Annotated in this window: 13 protein-coding genes; 5 read left to right on the forward strand and 8 right to left on the reverse strand. The window is 59.3% G+C overall.

Annotation, left to right across the window (positions count from 1 at the left end; genetic code table 11):
- Positions 1–285: 285 nt before the first annotated feature.
- The 7 genes from SFLMC1_RS00185 to SFLMC1_RS00215 form a co-directional block, all read right to left on the reverse strand.
- Complete coding sequence (locus tag SFLMC1_RS00185; protein ID WP_315984657.1) at positions 286–1,098, reverse strand: metal ABC transporter permease; 813 nt, start codon at positions 1,096–1,098, stop codon at positions 286–288.
- Positions 1,091–1,750: a metal ABC transporter ATP-binding protein gene (locus SFLMC1_RS00190; RefSeq protein ID WP_152074749.1), complete on the reverse strand. Its 660-nt coding sequence runs from the start codon at positions 1,748–1,750 to the stop codon at positions 1,091–1,093. The genes SFLMC1_RS00185 and SFLMC1_RS00190 overlap by 8 nt, the downstream gene beginning before the upstream one ends.
- A gap of 2 nt (positions 1,751–1,752) precedes the next feature.
- Entirely contained in the window at positions 1,753–3,717 is a 1,965-nt protein-coding gene (locus tag SFLMC1_RS00195; protein ID WP_226814299.1) for an LTA synthase family protein, read from the reverse strand.
- A gap of 18 nt (positions 3,718–3,735) precedes the next feature.
- The gene (locus tag SFLMC1_RS00200) at positions 3,736–4,740 is read right to left on the reverse strand and encodes a metal ABC transporter substrate-binding protein (protein ID WP_222838005.1); all 1,005 of its coding nucleotides are present in this window, start codon (positions 4,738–4,740) and stop codon (positions 3,736–3,738) included.
- An 89-nt stretch (positions 4,741–4,829) separates the two neighbouring features.
- Positions 4,830–5,183, reverse strand: coding sequence for a hypothetical protein (locus SFLMC1_RS00205; RefSeq protein WP_152074747.1), 354 nt, complete (start codon positions 5,181–5,183; stop codon positions 4,830–4,832).
- Between the two features lie 136 nt (positions 5,184–5,319).
- On the reverse strand, positions 5,320–5,580 hold the full coding sequence (locus SFLMC1_RS00210) for a hypothetical protein (protein ID WP_152074746.1): 261 nt from the start codon (positions 5,578–5,580) through the stop codon (positions 5,320–5,322).
- 212 nt (positions 5,581–5,792) lie between these two features.
- Entirely contained in the window at positions 5,793–6,482 is a 690-nt protein-coding gene (locus tag SFLMC1_RS00215; protein ID WP_222838006.1) for a GntR family transcriptional regulator, read from the reverse strand.
- Between the two features lie 349 nt (positions 6,483–6,831).
- On the opposite strand from SFLMC1_RS00215, the gene SFLMC1_RS00220 reads away from it, so the two are divergent.
- The 5 genes from SFLMC1_RS00220 (at position 6,832) to uxaC (ending at position 14,519) form a co-directional block, all read left to right on the forward strand.
- Positions 6,832–8,277 carry an MFS transporter gene (locus tag SFLMC1_RS00220; RefSeq protein ID WP_152074745.1) on the forward strand — a complete coding sequence of 482 codons (1,446 nt, stop codon included), beginning with the start codon at positions 6,832–6,834 and terminating at the stop codon, positions 8,275–8,277.
- 86 nt (positions 8,278–8,363) lie between these two features.
- The gene (uidA, locus tag SFLMC1_RS00225) at positions 8,364–10,196 is read left to right on the forward strand and encodes a beta-glucuronidase (RefSeq protein ID WP_152074744.1); all 1,833 of its coding nucleotides are present in this window, start codon (positions 8,364–8,366) and stop codon (positions 10,194–10,196) included.
- Between the two features lie 149 nt (positions 10,197–10,345).
- Positions 10,346–11,956, forward strand: coding sequence for a mannitol dehydrogenase family protein (locus tag SFLMC1_RS00230; RefSeq protein WP_152074743.1), 1,611 nt, complete (start codon positions 10,346–10,348; stop codon positions 11,954–11,956).
- A 40-nt stretch (positions 11,957–11,996) separates the two neighbouring features.
- A complete protein-coding gene (gene uxuA / locus SFLMC1_RS00235) occupies positions 11,997–13,100 on the forward strand; it encodes a mannonate dehydratase (RefSeq protein WP_152074742.1) in 1,104 nt (367 codons plus the stop codon).
- Positions 13,101–13,103: 3 nt separating this feature from the next.
- Positions 13,104–14,519 (forward strand): glucuronate isomerase, encoded by a 1,416-nt coding sequence (uxaC, locus tag SFLMC1_RS00240; RefSeq protein WP_152074741.1) that lies wholly within the window; start codon positions 13,104–13,106, stop codon positions 14,517–14,519.
- A 137-nt stretch (positions 14,520–14,656) separates the two neighbouring features.
- Here the strand turns inward: uxaC and eda are convergent, their stop codons facing one another.
- Complete coding sequence (gene eda, locus SFLMC1_RS00245; protein WP_152074740.1) at positions 14,657–15,304, reverse strand: bifunctional 4-hydroxy-2-oxoglutarate aldolase/2-dehydro-3-deoxy-phosphogluconate aldolase; 648 nt, start codon at positions 15,302–15,304, stop codon at positions 14,657–14,659.
- Positions 15,305–15,439: the final 135 nt, after the last annotated feature.

Consider the following 15,439-nt stretch of genomic DNA (forward strand, 5'->3'; position numbering starts at 1 on the left):
CGCCGTCCCGTATACGGGGCGGCGGCCGCTTGCGTTAGCTGCAATAAACCGTGCGATTAGAGGCCCCAAAATCTCCTTGACCTTGGCGATGTCGTTGATGTGACACGTTTCTTAGTGGTGTGCTGGTTGGCCAAAAACGGCTTCTTTCAGCGGGTGGACTTCTTGCTGGATTGAAAATGAGCTTATCGTTGCTTGTCGAATGCTCTGGGTTCCCATTTGTTCTGGGCGAGCATGTTTGTGTTCGAATATGGTGCCCGGGCGCTCGTTGCCATGCACGGTAATCGTTCAATTGCGCTCATTTTGTCTGACCACACGCCATATGACCAGCACGACCAATATGGCGACCTGCGTGAGCACGATGGTGCCGCCGGGCTTAAGCCCCCAGATATAAGAGATGGTGAGTCCTGCCAAGACAGATATAAGCCCCACGGACGAGCTCACAATGCATGTCTGCCGCCAGCTGCGAGCAACGGTAAGTGCACAGGCGACCGGCACCGTCATCATGGAGCTCACGATCAGGGCGCCTACGGTGCGTGCTGCGATGGAAATGGCGAGTGCGCAGATAAAGATAAAGCTCACATTGATAATACGCGTACGCACGCCGGCGATACGAGCCGCACGCTCATCAAGTGCCACCCAAAAGAGTTCACGCGAAAACAAAAGGCAATAGGCGATAATGCCTAAGCCGACGACCATGACGCCTGCAAGCTCGGAGTTGTCGACCGTGACGATACTGCCAAAGAGAAAACTCGAGAACGTAGACGAGTTCGGCACAAATCCGGACAATACGCCGGCAAGTCCGACTCCAGCGGCCATAACAATGGCAATAGCAAGGTCTCCGTGGCTTTCGAGCCGCTTGCGAATCATCTCGACGAAGCAGGCAGCTGCAAGACATGCCACGGTGGCGCCTGCGACGGGGTTGATGCCGGCGATGGGGCCGCCCGCCACGCCAGCAAGCGAGGCATGACTCAATGTATCGCCGATCATCGAGAGGCGCTTGAGCACCACGATGACTCCCACAAGCGGAATCGCGACACCCAGTACGATGCCGCTCAGGAACGCCCGCTGCATAAAGGCATACTGAAGCATGTCAAGCATGATGGATAACTCCTTGGGATAAGACAATGCGGTCGGCCTCGAGACCCTCAAGTCGTTCGAGATCATGGCTCACCATAAGAATGGTGCGATTCGGGTCGCGCATAAGGGCGTCCATGACCTCGATAAACTCGTTGACGCTCGAACGGTCGAGTCCGCTGGTGGGTTCATCGAGCACGAGGAGTTCTGGATTATTCACCAGCGCGCGAGCCAAAAGCGCCCGCTGTTGCTGGCCGCCCGAAAGCTCGCCAATGAGCGAGTCAGCATGGTCGGTGAGCCCCACAAGCTCGAGGGCTCGCAGCGCGGCGGTGTGCGATTCTCGACGCTGGCTGCGCCCGAGTGCATAGCGGTTGGCGGCGACAATCTCGGCCACCGTCGCGGGAAACCGGTCGTAGGAACCGCCGGCGCGCTGGGGGACGTAGCCAACGCGATGCCAATCGGTAAACGAGTGCGCGGGTGTCCCAAAGAGGAGGGCATCGCCTTGCTGGGGGACCAATTCGCCAAGCGCCAATTTGAGGAGCGTGGACTTGCCGGCCCCATTCTCTCCCGAGAGAATCACGGCTTGACCATGGGCAGTGATCAACGAGCAATGGGCAAGAACGGGGACAGAACCATACGAAAACGAAAGATCGCAAATCTCGATGGGCGTCTCCATAGTTAGGCCCCCTCGCCTGGCGTTGCATTGGGGTCGGTCTCGTTTGCGGCGGTCTGCTTGTGCGCCGTGAAGACGGAGCCACCGTGATCGAAGAGCTTTCGGTACTGCATGCGCTCGAGACGATCGTCGGCCTCGTGCAGTTTGCTCGGCATATCCTCGGCTTCGGGGACATGCCACGTTCCGCTTGCATCCTGTTTGCCGACCACGTTGATGCTCGGCATGTTCTTGCGATTTTGCAGGCGCGCACGCTGGTATGCCGTGAGCGGAGCTCCTATGGCGTTGAGGGCGAGAGCCCCCACGTTATCGATGCTTGTATCCAGTGTTTCGCTGGTCTGGGCATTGCCGGCCACGTCGTAATTGGCCCATACCACGTAGCGCGTCTGCCAGATGCGCTCGGTGTGCGTCGCCTCGTCCTCGTCGGTGAAGTAGAGGTCGTTGTAGCGGTCGGTAAAGAACGGCTGGTGGTCGCCGTACATCACTACGACGACGGGACGGTCGAGCTCGCGCAGCTGGTCCAAAAAGTCGGCAAATGCTTTATCCGAGGCTTCCATCAGGGAGCAATACTCATTTGTCCACGTGACGACTTTATCCTCGATGCCGCTTAGGTTTAGATGCACTTGCTGGTCGGCGGGAACCAGCCCGGTATCGTAGGCCGAGTGATTCTGCATGGTTACGTCATGGATAAAGATGGGCTCGTTGTTCTGTCGCAGCACCTCGAGGCACTTGTCATATGTCGCCGCATCGGTCACCTTGCGGCAGAGCTGAGGCGCGCCGGTGAAATCCTCGATGGAAAGAAACTCGTCAAAGCCCATGTCGGCAAATACGTTCTCACGGTTCCAGTTGGTGGCGTGGTTGGGATGCATGGCCACCGCGCGATACCCGAGCTTCTTGAACTGACGCGCGAGGTTCTCGGTGGGGGCTAAGTTATACGTCATGAAGGGGTACACACCGGCGCCCAGGTATGCCATCGAGTGACCGGTCAAAAACTCAAACTCGCTGTTGCAGGTGCCCGCGCCAAAGGCACTCATGTAGCTCACACCCTGCATGATCGCGTCATCGATAGCCTTGAAGCGTTCGGGTCCCCGATAGTCGCAGCCCAGGCCGTTGAAAATCGAGAGGTCGGCGAACGACTCGTTCATGATGCAGATGACAGATGGCTTGAGCTGCTCGAACTGCGCCACGGCGGCGGCGCGGTCGACGTTGGCGACACCGTGGATGCCGCGGTTCCAGCGACCAGCCATGCGCTTGATGAGCGCGGCCGTGTCGCGTCCGTCGTAATGCTTGGGTTTGGGCGGGACCATCTTCTGCGCGCTAGAGATGAAGGTGGGCAGGAATCCTTGGCTGTAGTAGCTGTCGAGTGGCTTCCACGTGTGCAGCTTGATGCCGAGGGTATCGTAGTAGCTGATCATGGCCTGCCCAGCCAGCACGGCGCCGGCAACGAGTGCGGTGCGGCGGTCGACCGAGAGCGGCAGCTTGGTTTTGCGCTCGGATTTCTCGGTTTGGTTATCGCGGCGGGGCGGGCGTTCGCATATGGCGCGCGGGATGCGGGCGATGAGCACAATGCCGATTGCTGCCGCGGCAAGTCCCAAGAAGCAATAGCCGCTCAGCTCGTAGGTGTAGCTGCCGGCGACCGTGGCGGCCGTGGAAAGCGCGAACAAGTCGCCCGGTTGGATGGGCATCGATTTGAACGTGATGACGAAGTATTCAGCGATACCGATGGCGGCAAACGCCACAACGCCAAGGATCGCGGGGGTCTTCCGGCGACGTGGCAGATAGAACAACAGGCTCAGGAAACAGAAGATGAGCATGAGCTCCAAAAGAGCCGGGCCGGGCCGCATGTTCCACAGCTCATGGTTGGACGGAAGTTCGAGGGCGAGCGTCGAGCAAATCGACGCGCCGGCGATCGCCGCAAGCGTACGGGGGTAGGGGTGCTCGGCCATCCAGCTCTTTAGGTTCTTCATGCTCATCTTCACAGTGCTATCCCCTTACTCTTGATTAAGTGCCTTGACGAGCTTGTCAAGGTTATCCCGCATGACGGTGAGGTAGTCCTCGCCAGCCTCGAGTTGCTTATCCGTCAAGCCCTCGACCGGGTTGAGCTGCACGCACTCAGCGCCGGTTTCGTCGGCGATGGTCTTGGCGACCTTCTGGGAAACCAGGTCCTCGCCAAAGACCGTCTTGACGTTGTTGTCCTTGATGAACTGGACGATCTGCGCCATGGTCTTGGCGTTGGGCTCGCCCTCGGCGTCCATGCCGGTGATGGGCATCTGCGTGAGACCGAACTCGTCACACAGATAGCCGTAGGCCTCGTGCGAAACGACGACGGAGCGGCCTTTTACCTTGCTGAGTTCATTTTGGTACTGCTCGTCGAGTTCGTCGAACTTCTCAGCATATTTTTTGTAGTTCGCCTGGTAATCGGCCTTGTTGTCGGGGTCGGCCTTAATAAGTGCCCGCTCGATATTCTTGAGTTCGGCCTTGGCGTTTTTGGGGCTCAACCACACGTGCGGGTCGTGCTCGCCTGCGTGTTCGTGCTCGCCTGCGGACTCGTCTTCTTTGTCTGCCATGCGCAGCGTGATGCCGTCGGAAGCCTTGCAGACGGTCGTTTTAGACGTGTCGATTGACTCAAGGGTGTCATCAACCCAGCCCTCCATGTCGGCACCATTGTAGATAAAGACATCGGACGCCTGGATTTGCCTGACATCGCTGGGGCTGGGCTCCCACTCGTGCGGCTCGGTTCCCGCGGGAACCAGGTTGGTCACCTTGACATGGCTTCCTCCGACTTTTTGCGCGAAGTCTGCCATGGGATAAAAACTTGCTACGACGTTGACGGTGTCGGAGGCCGTGTCAGCGCCGCCGGTCTGTGCTGAGGTGTTGCCGCCGCAGGCAGTGAGTCCTAGCACGGAGAACACGAGTGCTGCTCCGATACACGTCATAAGACAGTGGCGACGGGTGAGGCGACGCCGAGGGCGACGCTTAAAGATCCGATTGTACATAGGTTTGCTCCAAAACAATGGGGTGAGAGCGCATGCCGCTAGCGGCATGCGCTCGCGAACGTTCAGGTGTGTTCGATTGTTTTGGGCCGTTAATCGTCCAGGCGCACCTTAAGAGAGACGAGCGTGACGGGGGCATATGAGGCATACTCAACGCCGATGATGGCGACGGCATAGATTATCAGGAGCGATACGATGGCTATGGGGTTGTGGGGCACCGATCCGCGCTGCGCGAGTGAAAGGTTGCCGGCCATTTCTGCGCACGTTACGCAACCGACGCCTGTGCAGTCGTGGTGCATTTCGTGCGCTACGGCAATGGGGGAGAAGATGCAGGCGAGGGCAAGCGCGATGGTGAGCGCCAGGGCAAGGAATCGTGTGCGCAGTGGGGGCAGCTCATCGCTGTCGCAGGTTAATTCGGTTCTTTGAAGGTAAAGACTGCTCTCCATGGCTGCCCTCCCTTTGCCGAATATAGGTTCAAATCAAAAATCAAGTGCCATTGTAATTTTTGATGTGACACGTCACATTTTTGACATACCAAAATGTGACGTGCGCAGTGCCGGCAGCTGTGACTGTCGCGAACGGCTACCTATCTGTCTGCGCGCCCTTCGCAATCATGTTGCGGTTGTAGACCAGATGCAGATACATCGCGTCGTGCGCGACGGAATGGTGACGGTCACGCGCCCTGTTGTCGATGCGTTCGAAGACTCGGCTGAGGAGCTGCAGGTGCTCAAGGCGCTGACGGGTGGACAGATTCTGCCACGTGGGGAGATCGAGCGAGAGACGGGGCTCAGCCGTGTCTACGCTTTGGCGGCGCTCCTCGACCGGGGAGTGATCGTAAGGCACGGGGTCGGTCGGGCGACAACATACGAACGGGCATCCTGAGATTGAAGAGGCCTTTTGTGCCTTCTGGGATTGAGGGGGGGGGGCTCATGTTCCTGATGAAGCCTTTATCAGAGGCCTAACAGGGAGAAAGCACCCCTTCATTCCCAGCGGGGGCAAAAGGCCCCCTTATTTTTCGAGGACGGGGTGCTGCCGCACGCTCTGACCCTCGTTGACTATTCCTGTTCGCTGCCGGTCTTGAAGTAATCCGGGTTCAGGGCAATCACCGGGCCCTGCTCTTCGGGCATGAGGTGCAGGTGTGAGGCCGCGAGGTAGCTCGCCTCGTCGGTGTTGCCGGTCTTGACGGCCTGGAGCATCTGGCGGTGCTGCTTGCGGATCGGCCCCCAGTCGATCTCTTGTGAGCGGGCGCGCAGCCAACGAAAACGCTCGAAATGGGTGTTGACACTCCCCATCCACTCCCATAGCATGTGACGCCCGGCGATCTCGAAGCACGTCTCGTGGAACAGGTTGTCCAGGTCGAAGAAGCGACGGTAGTCGCTGTATTCGAGCGCCTCGGATTCCGCGAGGATGCCATCGAGCTCCGCGATTTGCTCGTCCGTCGCGATGCTACAGCATTTGATGAGGACGCTCCGTTCGAGCTTCTCGCGCAAGAAGCATGCGTTCTCCGCGCGCTCCATATCGATCTTGGACACGTAGGTGCCGCTCTTGGGGCGCGTCTCGACGAGCTCCTGCTCGCGCAGGCGCACGAAGGACTCGCGGATCGGCGTGCGGCCGATGCCGGTCTCTTTTTCGAGTCCCACGGCCGAAAGGCGCGTACCGGGTTCGAGGTCCGCGTAGATGATCTTGGAACGGAGGGTCAGATAGGCCTGTTCCTGAAGGCTCATAGGAGACTTTGTTTGCGACATGAAGTGCTCTTTTACCAGCTAAAAAGGGATGTTTGAATCGTTGTTCCTCATTTTAACGCATTAGTGCCGCTTTTCTAACGCACTACAAGTTCAATGTTATGGGTGGGCTTCTAAGTCAGATTCGGCTAAAAAGAAGAAATCTAACGTGTCAGAAAATTTATTATTCTAGACTAGATAAGCTACATGTGCAAATAAAAGCCGTTTAACCAACAGATAAAGCCGTTTACAGAGAAAACAACCGAGCTAATAGACGAAAACAGCCCATAAATCTAACATGTCAATTGCTAAATAACTAATGCATCAGTTAGCACCAAGTAAAGCAAGTCTTTTGTAGGGAAAGGCGGTAGCGATGGCTGATACAGCACAGTCAAAGAGCGTGCGACCGTTTGGCATACGCGACAAGTTCGGTTATATGTTCGGCGACTTTGGTAACGACTTCATGTTCCTGTTCGCCAGTTCGTTTTTGATGGTCTTCTATACCAAGGTGATGGGAGTTCCGGGTGCGATCGTCGGCATATTGTTCCTCGTCGCTCGCGTGATTGATGCATTCGCCGATGTTACCGTCGGCATCGTGGTCGATCGTGTCAACCCCGGTAAGGGTGGCAAGTATCGTTCGGTCATGATGAAGATGGCGGCCCCCGCGGTGCTCTTTTCCATTCTTATGTACCAATCGTTCTGCGTGAACGCCGCGATGCCCGTCAAGATCGTCTATATGTTCGCGACCTATATTATTTGGGGCATCCTGTATTCCTGCGTCAACATTCCGTACAGCTCGATGGCGTCGCTCGTCTCGGGAGAGCCTGATGACCGTGCTTCGCTCTCTACGTACCGCACCGTCGGCAGCACGCTTGCCAACCTGGTTATCGGCGTGGTGACGCCGCTTGTCATTTATGTCAAGGACGCCTCGGGCGCTCAGGTCATCCGCGGTGGCGAGGGGAGCCAGATTTTCGGTATCGTTGCTATTGTCTTCGGTATCGCGGCCATGGCCTGCTACTTCCTTTGTTATAAGAACACGATTGAGCGCGTCAAGCCGCAGGACCATCATAACGCGAATGCCGAAGAGGACCGTCGCAACGTGTTTGCCATGATCAAGTCGGCGCTTTCGAGTCGTGCGATGATTGGCCTGTGCGTGGGAGCCGTTTGCTTCCTGCTCGCTATGATGTTCATGAACCAGATACTCATGTACCTCTTTGCCGACTACTTCCGTGACTCCGCTATGCTTTCGATAGCCAATCTGCTCGGTGTCGCCGTGACGTTTATCGTCGCCCCGTTCATCAAGAAACTCACCCGTGCTTTGGGTCGCAAGGGCGTTGCCATGCTGGGGTCCGGGCTTGCCGGGGCCGCCTGCCTCACGATGTTCGTGCTTCATACGCATAACCCCGTCGTGTTTCTTGTCTTGAACTGCATTGCCGGTGCCGGCTTGGGTATGTTCAACCTGGTTGTCTATGCACTTGTGACTGATGTCATTGATGACATTCAGGTTCAGACGGGTGTTCGCGAAGACGCGACCTGCTATTCCGTCTATTCCTTCTGCCGCAAGGTGGGCCAGGCGCTCGCCGGCTCCCTCTCCGGTGCCGCACTGACCTTTGTGGGATATCAGGCTGGCGCTACGGCGGTCCAGACTCAGGCCACGGTCGACGGTATCTACAATCTTGCCGTTCTGGTGCCGGGCGTTTTCATGATCGCCATGCTCTTCATCTTCCTCTTCCTGTACCCGCTCGACAAGAAACGCGTCAACAACAACGCCGCCATGCTCAAGGCAAACGCCGAGAACGCCGCCGCGGCAACCAAATAAACCGTCTTCAATAGGGTGGGAGGGTGAGCGGTTCATCCCTCTCCGGGCCGTTCACCCTTCGCCCGCAAGATAGAAAGGCAACAAAGATGCTCTATCCTCAGCAGACCGCGTCCCGTTTCGTCGAGAGCCTCGACGGCATCTGGGACTTCAAGCTCGATGACGGCAGTGCTTTCGAGAGCAAGTGGTTCGACGCGCCGCTCGCCGACGCCATGACGATGCCTGTCCCCGCCTCCTACAACGACCTCAAGGAGGGCATCGACTTCCGTGACTTCTGCGGCTGGGCGTTCTATCAGCGCGCCATCGCCGTGCCGGAGTTTGTCCGCAGCCAGCGCGTGATGCTGCGCTTCTCCGCCGTCACCCACCACGCCAAGGTCTACCTCAACGGCAAGCTCGTCTGCGAGCACGTCTGTGGCTTCCTTCCCTTCGAGGTCCAGATCAACGACTACCTCGAGCCGGGCGACAACCTGCTCACCGTCGCCGTCGACAACGTGATCGACTACACCACGCTGCCCGTGGGCGGCAAGGCCAACATGATGAGCGGTTTGCTCGGCGGCATGGGCGACGCCACGGAAGACGCTCCCAAGAAGAAGGTCAACAACCCCAACTTCGACTTCTTCAACTACGCCGGCATCACGCGCCCGGTCTACATCTACACTACCCCGGCCGAGCACATCGATGACGTCGAGCTCGTGGCCGATGTCCAGGGCGAAACGACCGATGCTCCCTCCGCGACGGTCTCCTATAAGGTTGCCGCCACCGGCGACGCTGCCTGCAAGGTCGAGATGTTTGACGTGCAGGGTGTCAAGGTCGCCGAGGGCGAGGGTCTCGAGGGTGAGCTCAAGCTTGACCAGGTCACCCTCTGGCAGCCGGGTGCCGCCTACCTCTACCGGGTGAAGGTCACCTTCGGCGAGGATGTCTACGAGCTTCCCTATGGCGTGCGTACCGTGCGCGTCAAGGGCACCAAGTTCCTCATCAACGGCCGTCCGTTCTACTTCAAGGGCTACGGCAAGCACGAGGACACCTTCCCCACGGGCCGCGGCGAGAACATGCCCATGAACGTCAAGGACCTCTCGCTCATGAAATGGCAGGGCGCGAACAGCTTCCGCACGAGTCACTACCCCTACAGTGAGGAGATGATGCGCCTGTGCGACGCCGAGGGCATCGTCGTGATCGACGAGACCACGGCCGTGGGCGTCAATCTGCAGTTTGGCGGCGGCGCCAACTTTGGCGGCGAGAAGATCACGACCTTCGACCCCGAGCACGGCGTCCAGACGCAGGAGGCCCACAAACAGGTCATCCGCGACCTCGTCGCCCGCGACAAGAACCATGCCTGCGTGGTCATGTGGAGCATCGCCAACGAGCCCGATTCCTCGGCCGAGGGTGCCTACGACTACTTCAAGCCGCTCTATGACCTCGCCCGCGAGCTCGACCCGCAAAAGCGTCCCTGCACGCTCGTGAGCGTCCAGGGCACCACGGCCGTGACCGACTGCTCGGCCAAGCTCTCCGACGCCATCTGCCTCAACCGCTACTACGGCTGGTACTTTGGCGGCCCCAATCTCGTCGCCCCGTTCAAGGCCATGCGCGCGGAGCTCGACGAGTGGGCTAAGCTCGGTAAGCCGATCATCTTCACCGAGTTCGGCGCCGACACGGTCGCCGGCATGCATGACACGACGCCCGTCATGTACACCGAGGAGTACCAGGTCGACTACTACAAGGCCAACCTCGCCGTCATGGACGACTACCCCTGCGTGGTGGGCGAGCAGGTCTGGAACTTTGCCGACTTCGCCACGAGTCAGAGCCTCCTGCGTGTCCAGGGCAACAAGAAGGGCCTGTTCACGCGCGATCGCAAGCCTAAGCTGGCCGCCCACTTCTTCCGTGAGCGCTGGCATGAGGTCCCGGACTTTGATTACAAGGCCTAAGCGCCGCTCGGGGTCCTGCCCATCAGATAGATAACGAGGCGGTGGCTCTCCGGGGCTGCCGCCTTTGGCGTGCGTTGCGAACCGTGCGCTCGGCGTAAACAAATACACGCACGGCGACCGTGCCGTGACGTATCAGCAAGGAGGACCGCATGGTCTCACTCAAACATTGGAAGGACGATACCGAGGAGCTTGCCCAGATGGGTGTCGAGTTTCCCCGTTACGACGTGGACGCCGTGCGTGCCGCCGGTATCGAGCAGCCCCGTTGGATCCATTTTGGTGGCGGCAACCTCTACCGTGCGTTCCATGCGCAGATTGCGCAGGAGCTCGCGAACAAGGGCCTGCTTGACCGCGGCGTTGTCGTGGCGGAGACCTTCCGCCCCTTCACGCTTGACGAGGTCTACGCACCCTACAACAACGACATCCTGCAGGTGGTCATGAACGCCGACGGCATGCTCGACGAGCGCGTGCTCGCCATTACGGCGGGCGGCGTCTTCGCCAACGCCCAGCGCCCCGAGGATCTCGCGCGCACCAAGCGCTACTTCGAGAGCGATGAGCTCGAACTGGCGACCTTCACCATCACCGAGAAGGGCTACGGCCTGCGCGGCGCCGCGGGCGAGCTGCTGCCCTGCGTCAAGGCCGAGCTCGAAGCCGGCCCCGATGCCGCCGCGAGCACCATGGGCATCGTATGCGCGCTGCTGTTCGCGCGTTTCAACGCCGGCGCGGCGCCCATCGCCATGGTCTCGACCGACAACTTCTCCCAGAACGGTCGCCGTTTCCGCGAGGCGGTCCTCACTGTCGCCGAGGGCTGGCGCGACCACGGCTGCGTGTCGCAGGATTTTGTCGATTACGTTTCCGACGAGTCGCGTGTGAGCTTCCCCTGGTCCATGATCGACCGCATTACCCCCAACCCCTCGCCCGAGACGGAGGAGATCCTCCGCGAGCAGGGCTGGAGCGACCTTGACCTCATCAAGACATCCGGCCCCACCTTCGCTGGCTTCGCCAACACCGAGGCCTGCCATTACCTCGTGATCGAGGACTCGTTCCCCAACGGGCGTCCGGCGCTCGAGGAGGGCGGCGTAATCATGTGCGACCGCGACACGGCTGAGAAGGCCGATACCATGAAGGTCACGGCCTGCCTCAACCCGCTTCACACCTGCCTTGCCGTTTTCGGCTGTCTGCTCGGCTACGATCGCATCTGGGCCGAGATGGAGGATGCCGATCTCTCCTCGCTCATTCATCACCTCGGTTACGACGAGGACCTGCCCGTGGTGGTCGATCCCAAGGTCATCGACCCCAAGTCCTTTATCGACGAGCTCGTAGGCGAGCGTCTGGTCAACAAATCGCTGCCGGATGCCCCGCAGCGTATCGCCACGGATACTTCACAGAAGGTCGCCATCCGCTACGGTCATACGCTCAATTCCTATCTTGCGGCCGGCAAGAGCGTAAGCGGTCTCACGTATATCCCCCTCACGATTGCCGGATGGTTGCGCTACCTCATGGGCGTCGATGATGAGGGTAAGGCGTTTGCTTGCAGCCCCGACCCGTTGCTTACCGAGCTCCAGGGCTACATCGCCAGCCTTAAGCTGGGAGACGCCGATGCCGGCACCGTCCATACGGCCGCCGCGCCGATCCTCTCCAACAAAGAGATTTTCACCCTTGACCTTTACGAGGTGGGTCTTGGCGAGAAGATCGAGGGCTATCTGCTCGAGATGCTCGCCGGACCGGGTGCCGTGCACGCCACGATTCATGAGTATCTGTAAGCCCCGGTGCAGCCACACACGCAGTTAAGGAAAGATAAACATGCAACTTAGTTTTCGCTGGTACGGATCTGATTCCGAGAAAATCACCCTGCAGCAGATAGCGCAGATTCCCGGATGCCATGGCATCGTGGGAACCCTCTTCGACATCCCGGCAGGGGAGGTCTGGCCGCGCGAGCGCATCCGGGCCCTGCGCGAGCAGATCGAGGCCGCCGGGCTCAAGCTCGAGTGCATTGAGTCGGTCAACGTGTCCGACGACATCAAGATCGGACTGCCCACGCGCGACGCGCACATCGAGGCCTACAAGCAGACGATTGAGAACCTTGCTGCCGAGGGCATCAAGTGCATCTGCTATAACTTCATGCCGGTGTTCGATTGGGTCAAATCCGACCTTGACTACACCCTTTCCGACGGCTCCAAGACGCTCGCTTTCGTAAAAAAGAACATCCCCGATGACCCGCAGGAGATTATCGACCGTGTGGCCGGTGGCTCGGGCGACTTCACACTGCCCGGTTGGGAGCCCGAGCGTCTGGGCCAGGTGCGTGCGCTGCTCGACGCCTACAAAGAGGTCAATGAGGATAAGCTGCGCGAGAACCTGGTCTATTTCCTTAAGGCGATTATGCCCACCTGTGAGCGCTGCGACGTCAAGATGGCCATTCATCCCGACGATCCTCCGTACTCGATCTTTGGCTTGCCCCGCATTATCAAGAACCGCGAAGATCTCGATTGGCTTTGCAATGCCGTCGACACGCCCTATAACGGCATCACGCTCTGCTGCGGTTCCATTGCCGAGGATCCTGCAAACAACGTCTACGACATCCTTGGCGAGTTCTCCGCGCGCGGACGCATCCACTTTGTCCACATGCGCAACATCAAGTACATCAGCCCCGAGGTTCCCGGTAACAAGGACTTTTACGAGGCACCCCACCCCACAGAGTACGGTTCGCTCGATCTGGTTCGCATGATGAGCATTCTGCACAAGAACGGCTTCGACGGCTATATGCGCCCCGACCACGGTCGCATGATCTGGGGCGAGACGGGACGCCCGGGCTACGGCCTGTACGACCGAGCCCTCGGCATTGCTTACATCAACGGCGTGTGGGAGTCCCTCGATAAGTGCAGCGATAACTATAAGGCGGGCGAGTAGCCCATGCTGTTGAACGATGACTTTCTGCTGACGACGGATTGGGCCAAGAAGCTCTTCCACGACCATGCAGAGAAGATGCCGATTATCGACTACCACTGCCATCTCGATCCTCAGCAGATTTACGAGGACAAGCATTTTGAGAACCTCACCGAGGTTTGGCTCTACGACCATGGTGCGGGTGATCACTACAAGTGGCGTCTGCTGCGCGCCAACGGCACGGACGAGAGGTACATCACTGGCGACGGGGATGCCTACACCAAGTACCTCGAGTTCGTGAAGGTCGTCGAGGCCGCTCCGGGAAATCCCATCTTTGAGTGGAGTCACGCCGAGCTTCGTCGCGTCTTTGGTATCGATCTCACCATCAACCAGAAGAACGCCAAGGCCATCTGGGACGCCGCCAACGAGCAGATCGCCAAGCCCGAGTTTTCCGCCAAGGGCCTCATCAGGAAGTTCAACGTCAAGTGCATCTGCACGACCGACAACCCGGCGAGCGACCTCAAGTGGCACAAGCTGCTGGCTGTCGAGGAGCAGGAGAACGGCTTTAAGGTCTTGCCGACGTTCCGCCCCGACGATTTGCTCGGCATCGACCTTGGCACGTTTGCTGACTACGCAAAGACGCTCACCGAGATCTCTGGCATCGAGGTCAAGGATTACGAGAGCCTCAAGGCCGCAGCCGCACAGCGCGTCGACTGCTTCCATGGCGTCGGCGGCCGTCTTGCCGACCATGGCGCCAACGAGTTCTTCTTCAACCCGACATCCGAGGACGAGATTACCGCTATCGTGGCAAAGCGTCTTGCCGGTCAGGACGTTAGCGCCGAGGAGGTCGGCAAGTACCAGACCGCGATGACAATTTTCCTTATGGGCGAGTACGAGCGTCACGGTTGGACCATGCAGATCCACGGCAACTGCTTCCGCAACGACTCTACCCGCGACTTTAAGCTTATCGGCAAGGATGCTGGCTTTGACACCGTGGGCACCCAGCCCGACTTTACCTACCAGCTCAAGGCGTTGTTCGATGCAGCCCAGCTCGCCGGCAAGCTCCCCAAGGTCATCGTCTACAGCCTTAACGATTCCGATTGGCTGGCGCTCGCGAGCCTGTGCGGCGCCTTCCAGGGCGGTGTTAAGCAGCGCATGCAGTTCGGTAACGCCTGGTGGTTCAACGACACGTTCAGCGGCATGAAGAAGCAGCTCACCATGTTTGCCGAGCAGGGTCTGCTTGCCAACTTTACCGGCATGCTTACCGATAGCCGCAGCTTCCTGTCCTATCCGCGGCATGAGTACTTCCGTCGCGTGCTTTGCCAGCTGCTCGGCGAGTGGGTCGAGCGCGGTCAGCTGCCCGAGGACGAGGAGTACCTGGGCCAGGCCGTCGAGAACGTTTGCTACAACAACGCGCACGATTGCTTTGGGTTTTTCGACTAGCGCGGTCGCGCTCCCATAGTTGAAAGCCCCGTTCACCCAAGGAAGCAGGCCGGGTGAACGGGGCTTTTGCGTGCCGATTCAAAAAGGGGACGCGGCCGATACGTTGGGCGCGTCCTCTTTACGATAGAGAGCTTGGTTTACTTGGCGGGACGAACCTTGCGCACCACGTTCATGGCCTCGCGGGCGATCTGCTCGACCCGGGAGAAGTCGCCGTCGGCGAACAGGGCGGGCTTGACCATCCAGGTGCCACCACAGGCGATGATGGCGGAGGAGCTCAGGTACTCCTCGACGTTGGCAGTGCTCACGCCACCGGTGGGCATAAAGCGGTGGCCGACAAACGGGGCAGCGAGCGACTTGATGGTGTTAAGGCCGCCGTACTGAGCCGCTGGGAAGAACTTGGTGACCTTGAGGCCCAGGTTCTCGGCGGCGGTAACCTCGGAGGGGGTCACGGTGCCGGGCAGCACAGGCAGGTCGATGTCGATGCAGTGCTTTACAACGTCCTCGTTGTAACCCGGCGAGACGATGAACTTGGCACCGGCGGCGCGGGCCTGCTCAACCTGCTCGACGTTCAGGACGGTACCGGCGCCAACGCACATCTCGGGCTCGGCTTCTGCCATAGCGGCGATGCACTCGGCGGCGCAGGCGGTGCGGAAGGTGACCTCGGCGGACTTCATGCCGGCTGCCATAAGGGCGTGGGCGAGCGGTGCGGCGTCCTCGACCTTGTCGAGGACGACGACCGGCACGATGCCCAGGGATTCAAGCGTGGTGTAGAACTGATCAAACATGGTGTTCCTTTCGATGCGAGACGCGCACGGGCGCATGATTGCCAAAGAAGATTGGCCATGAGCCGGTTCCGGATTGGTTATCGGAGACACTGCTTGGGTCACAAGCAATTTCGGAACCGGCTACGAGGCCAGTCG

Source organism: Collinsella aerofaciens, assembly GCF_901212495.1.
Taxonomy (GTDB): domain Bacteria; phylum Actinomycetota; class Coriobacteriia; order Coriobacteriales; family Coriobacteriaceae; genus Collinsella; species Collinsella aerofaciens_H.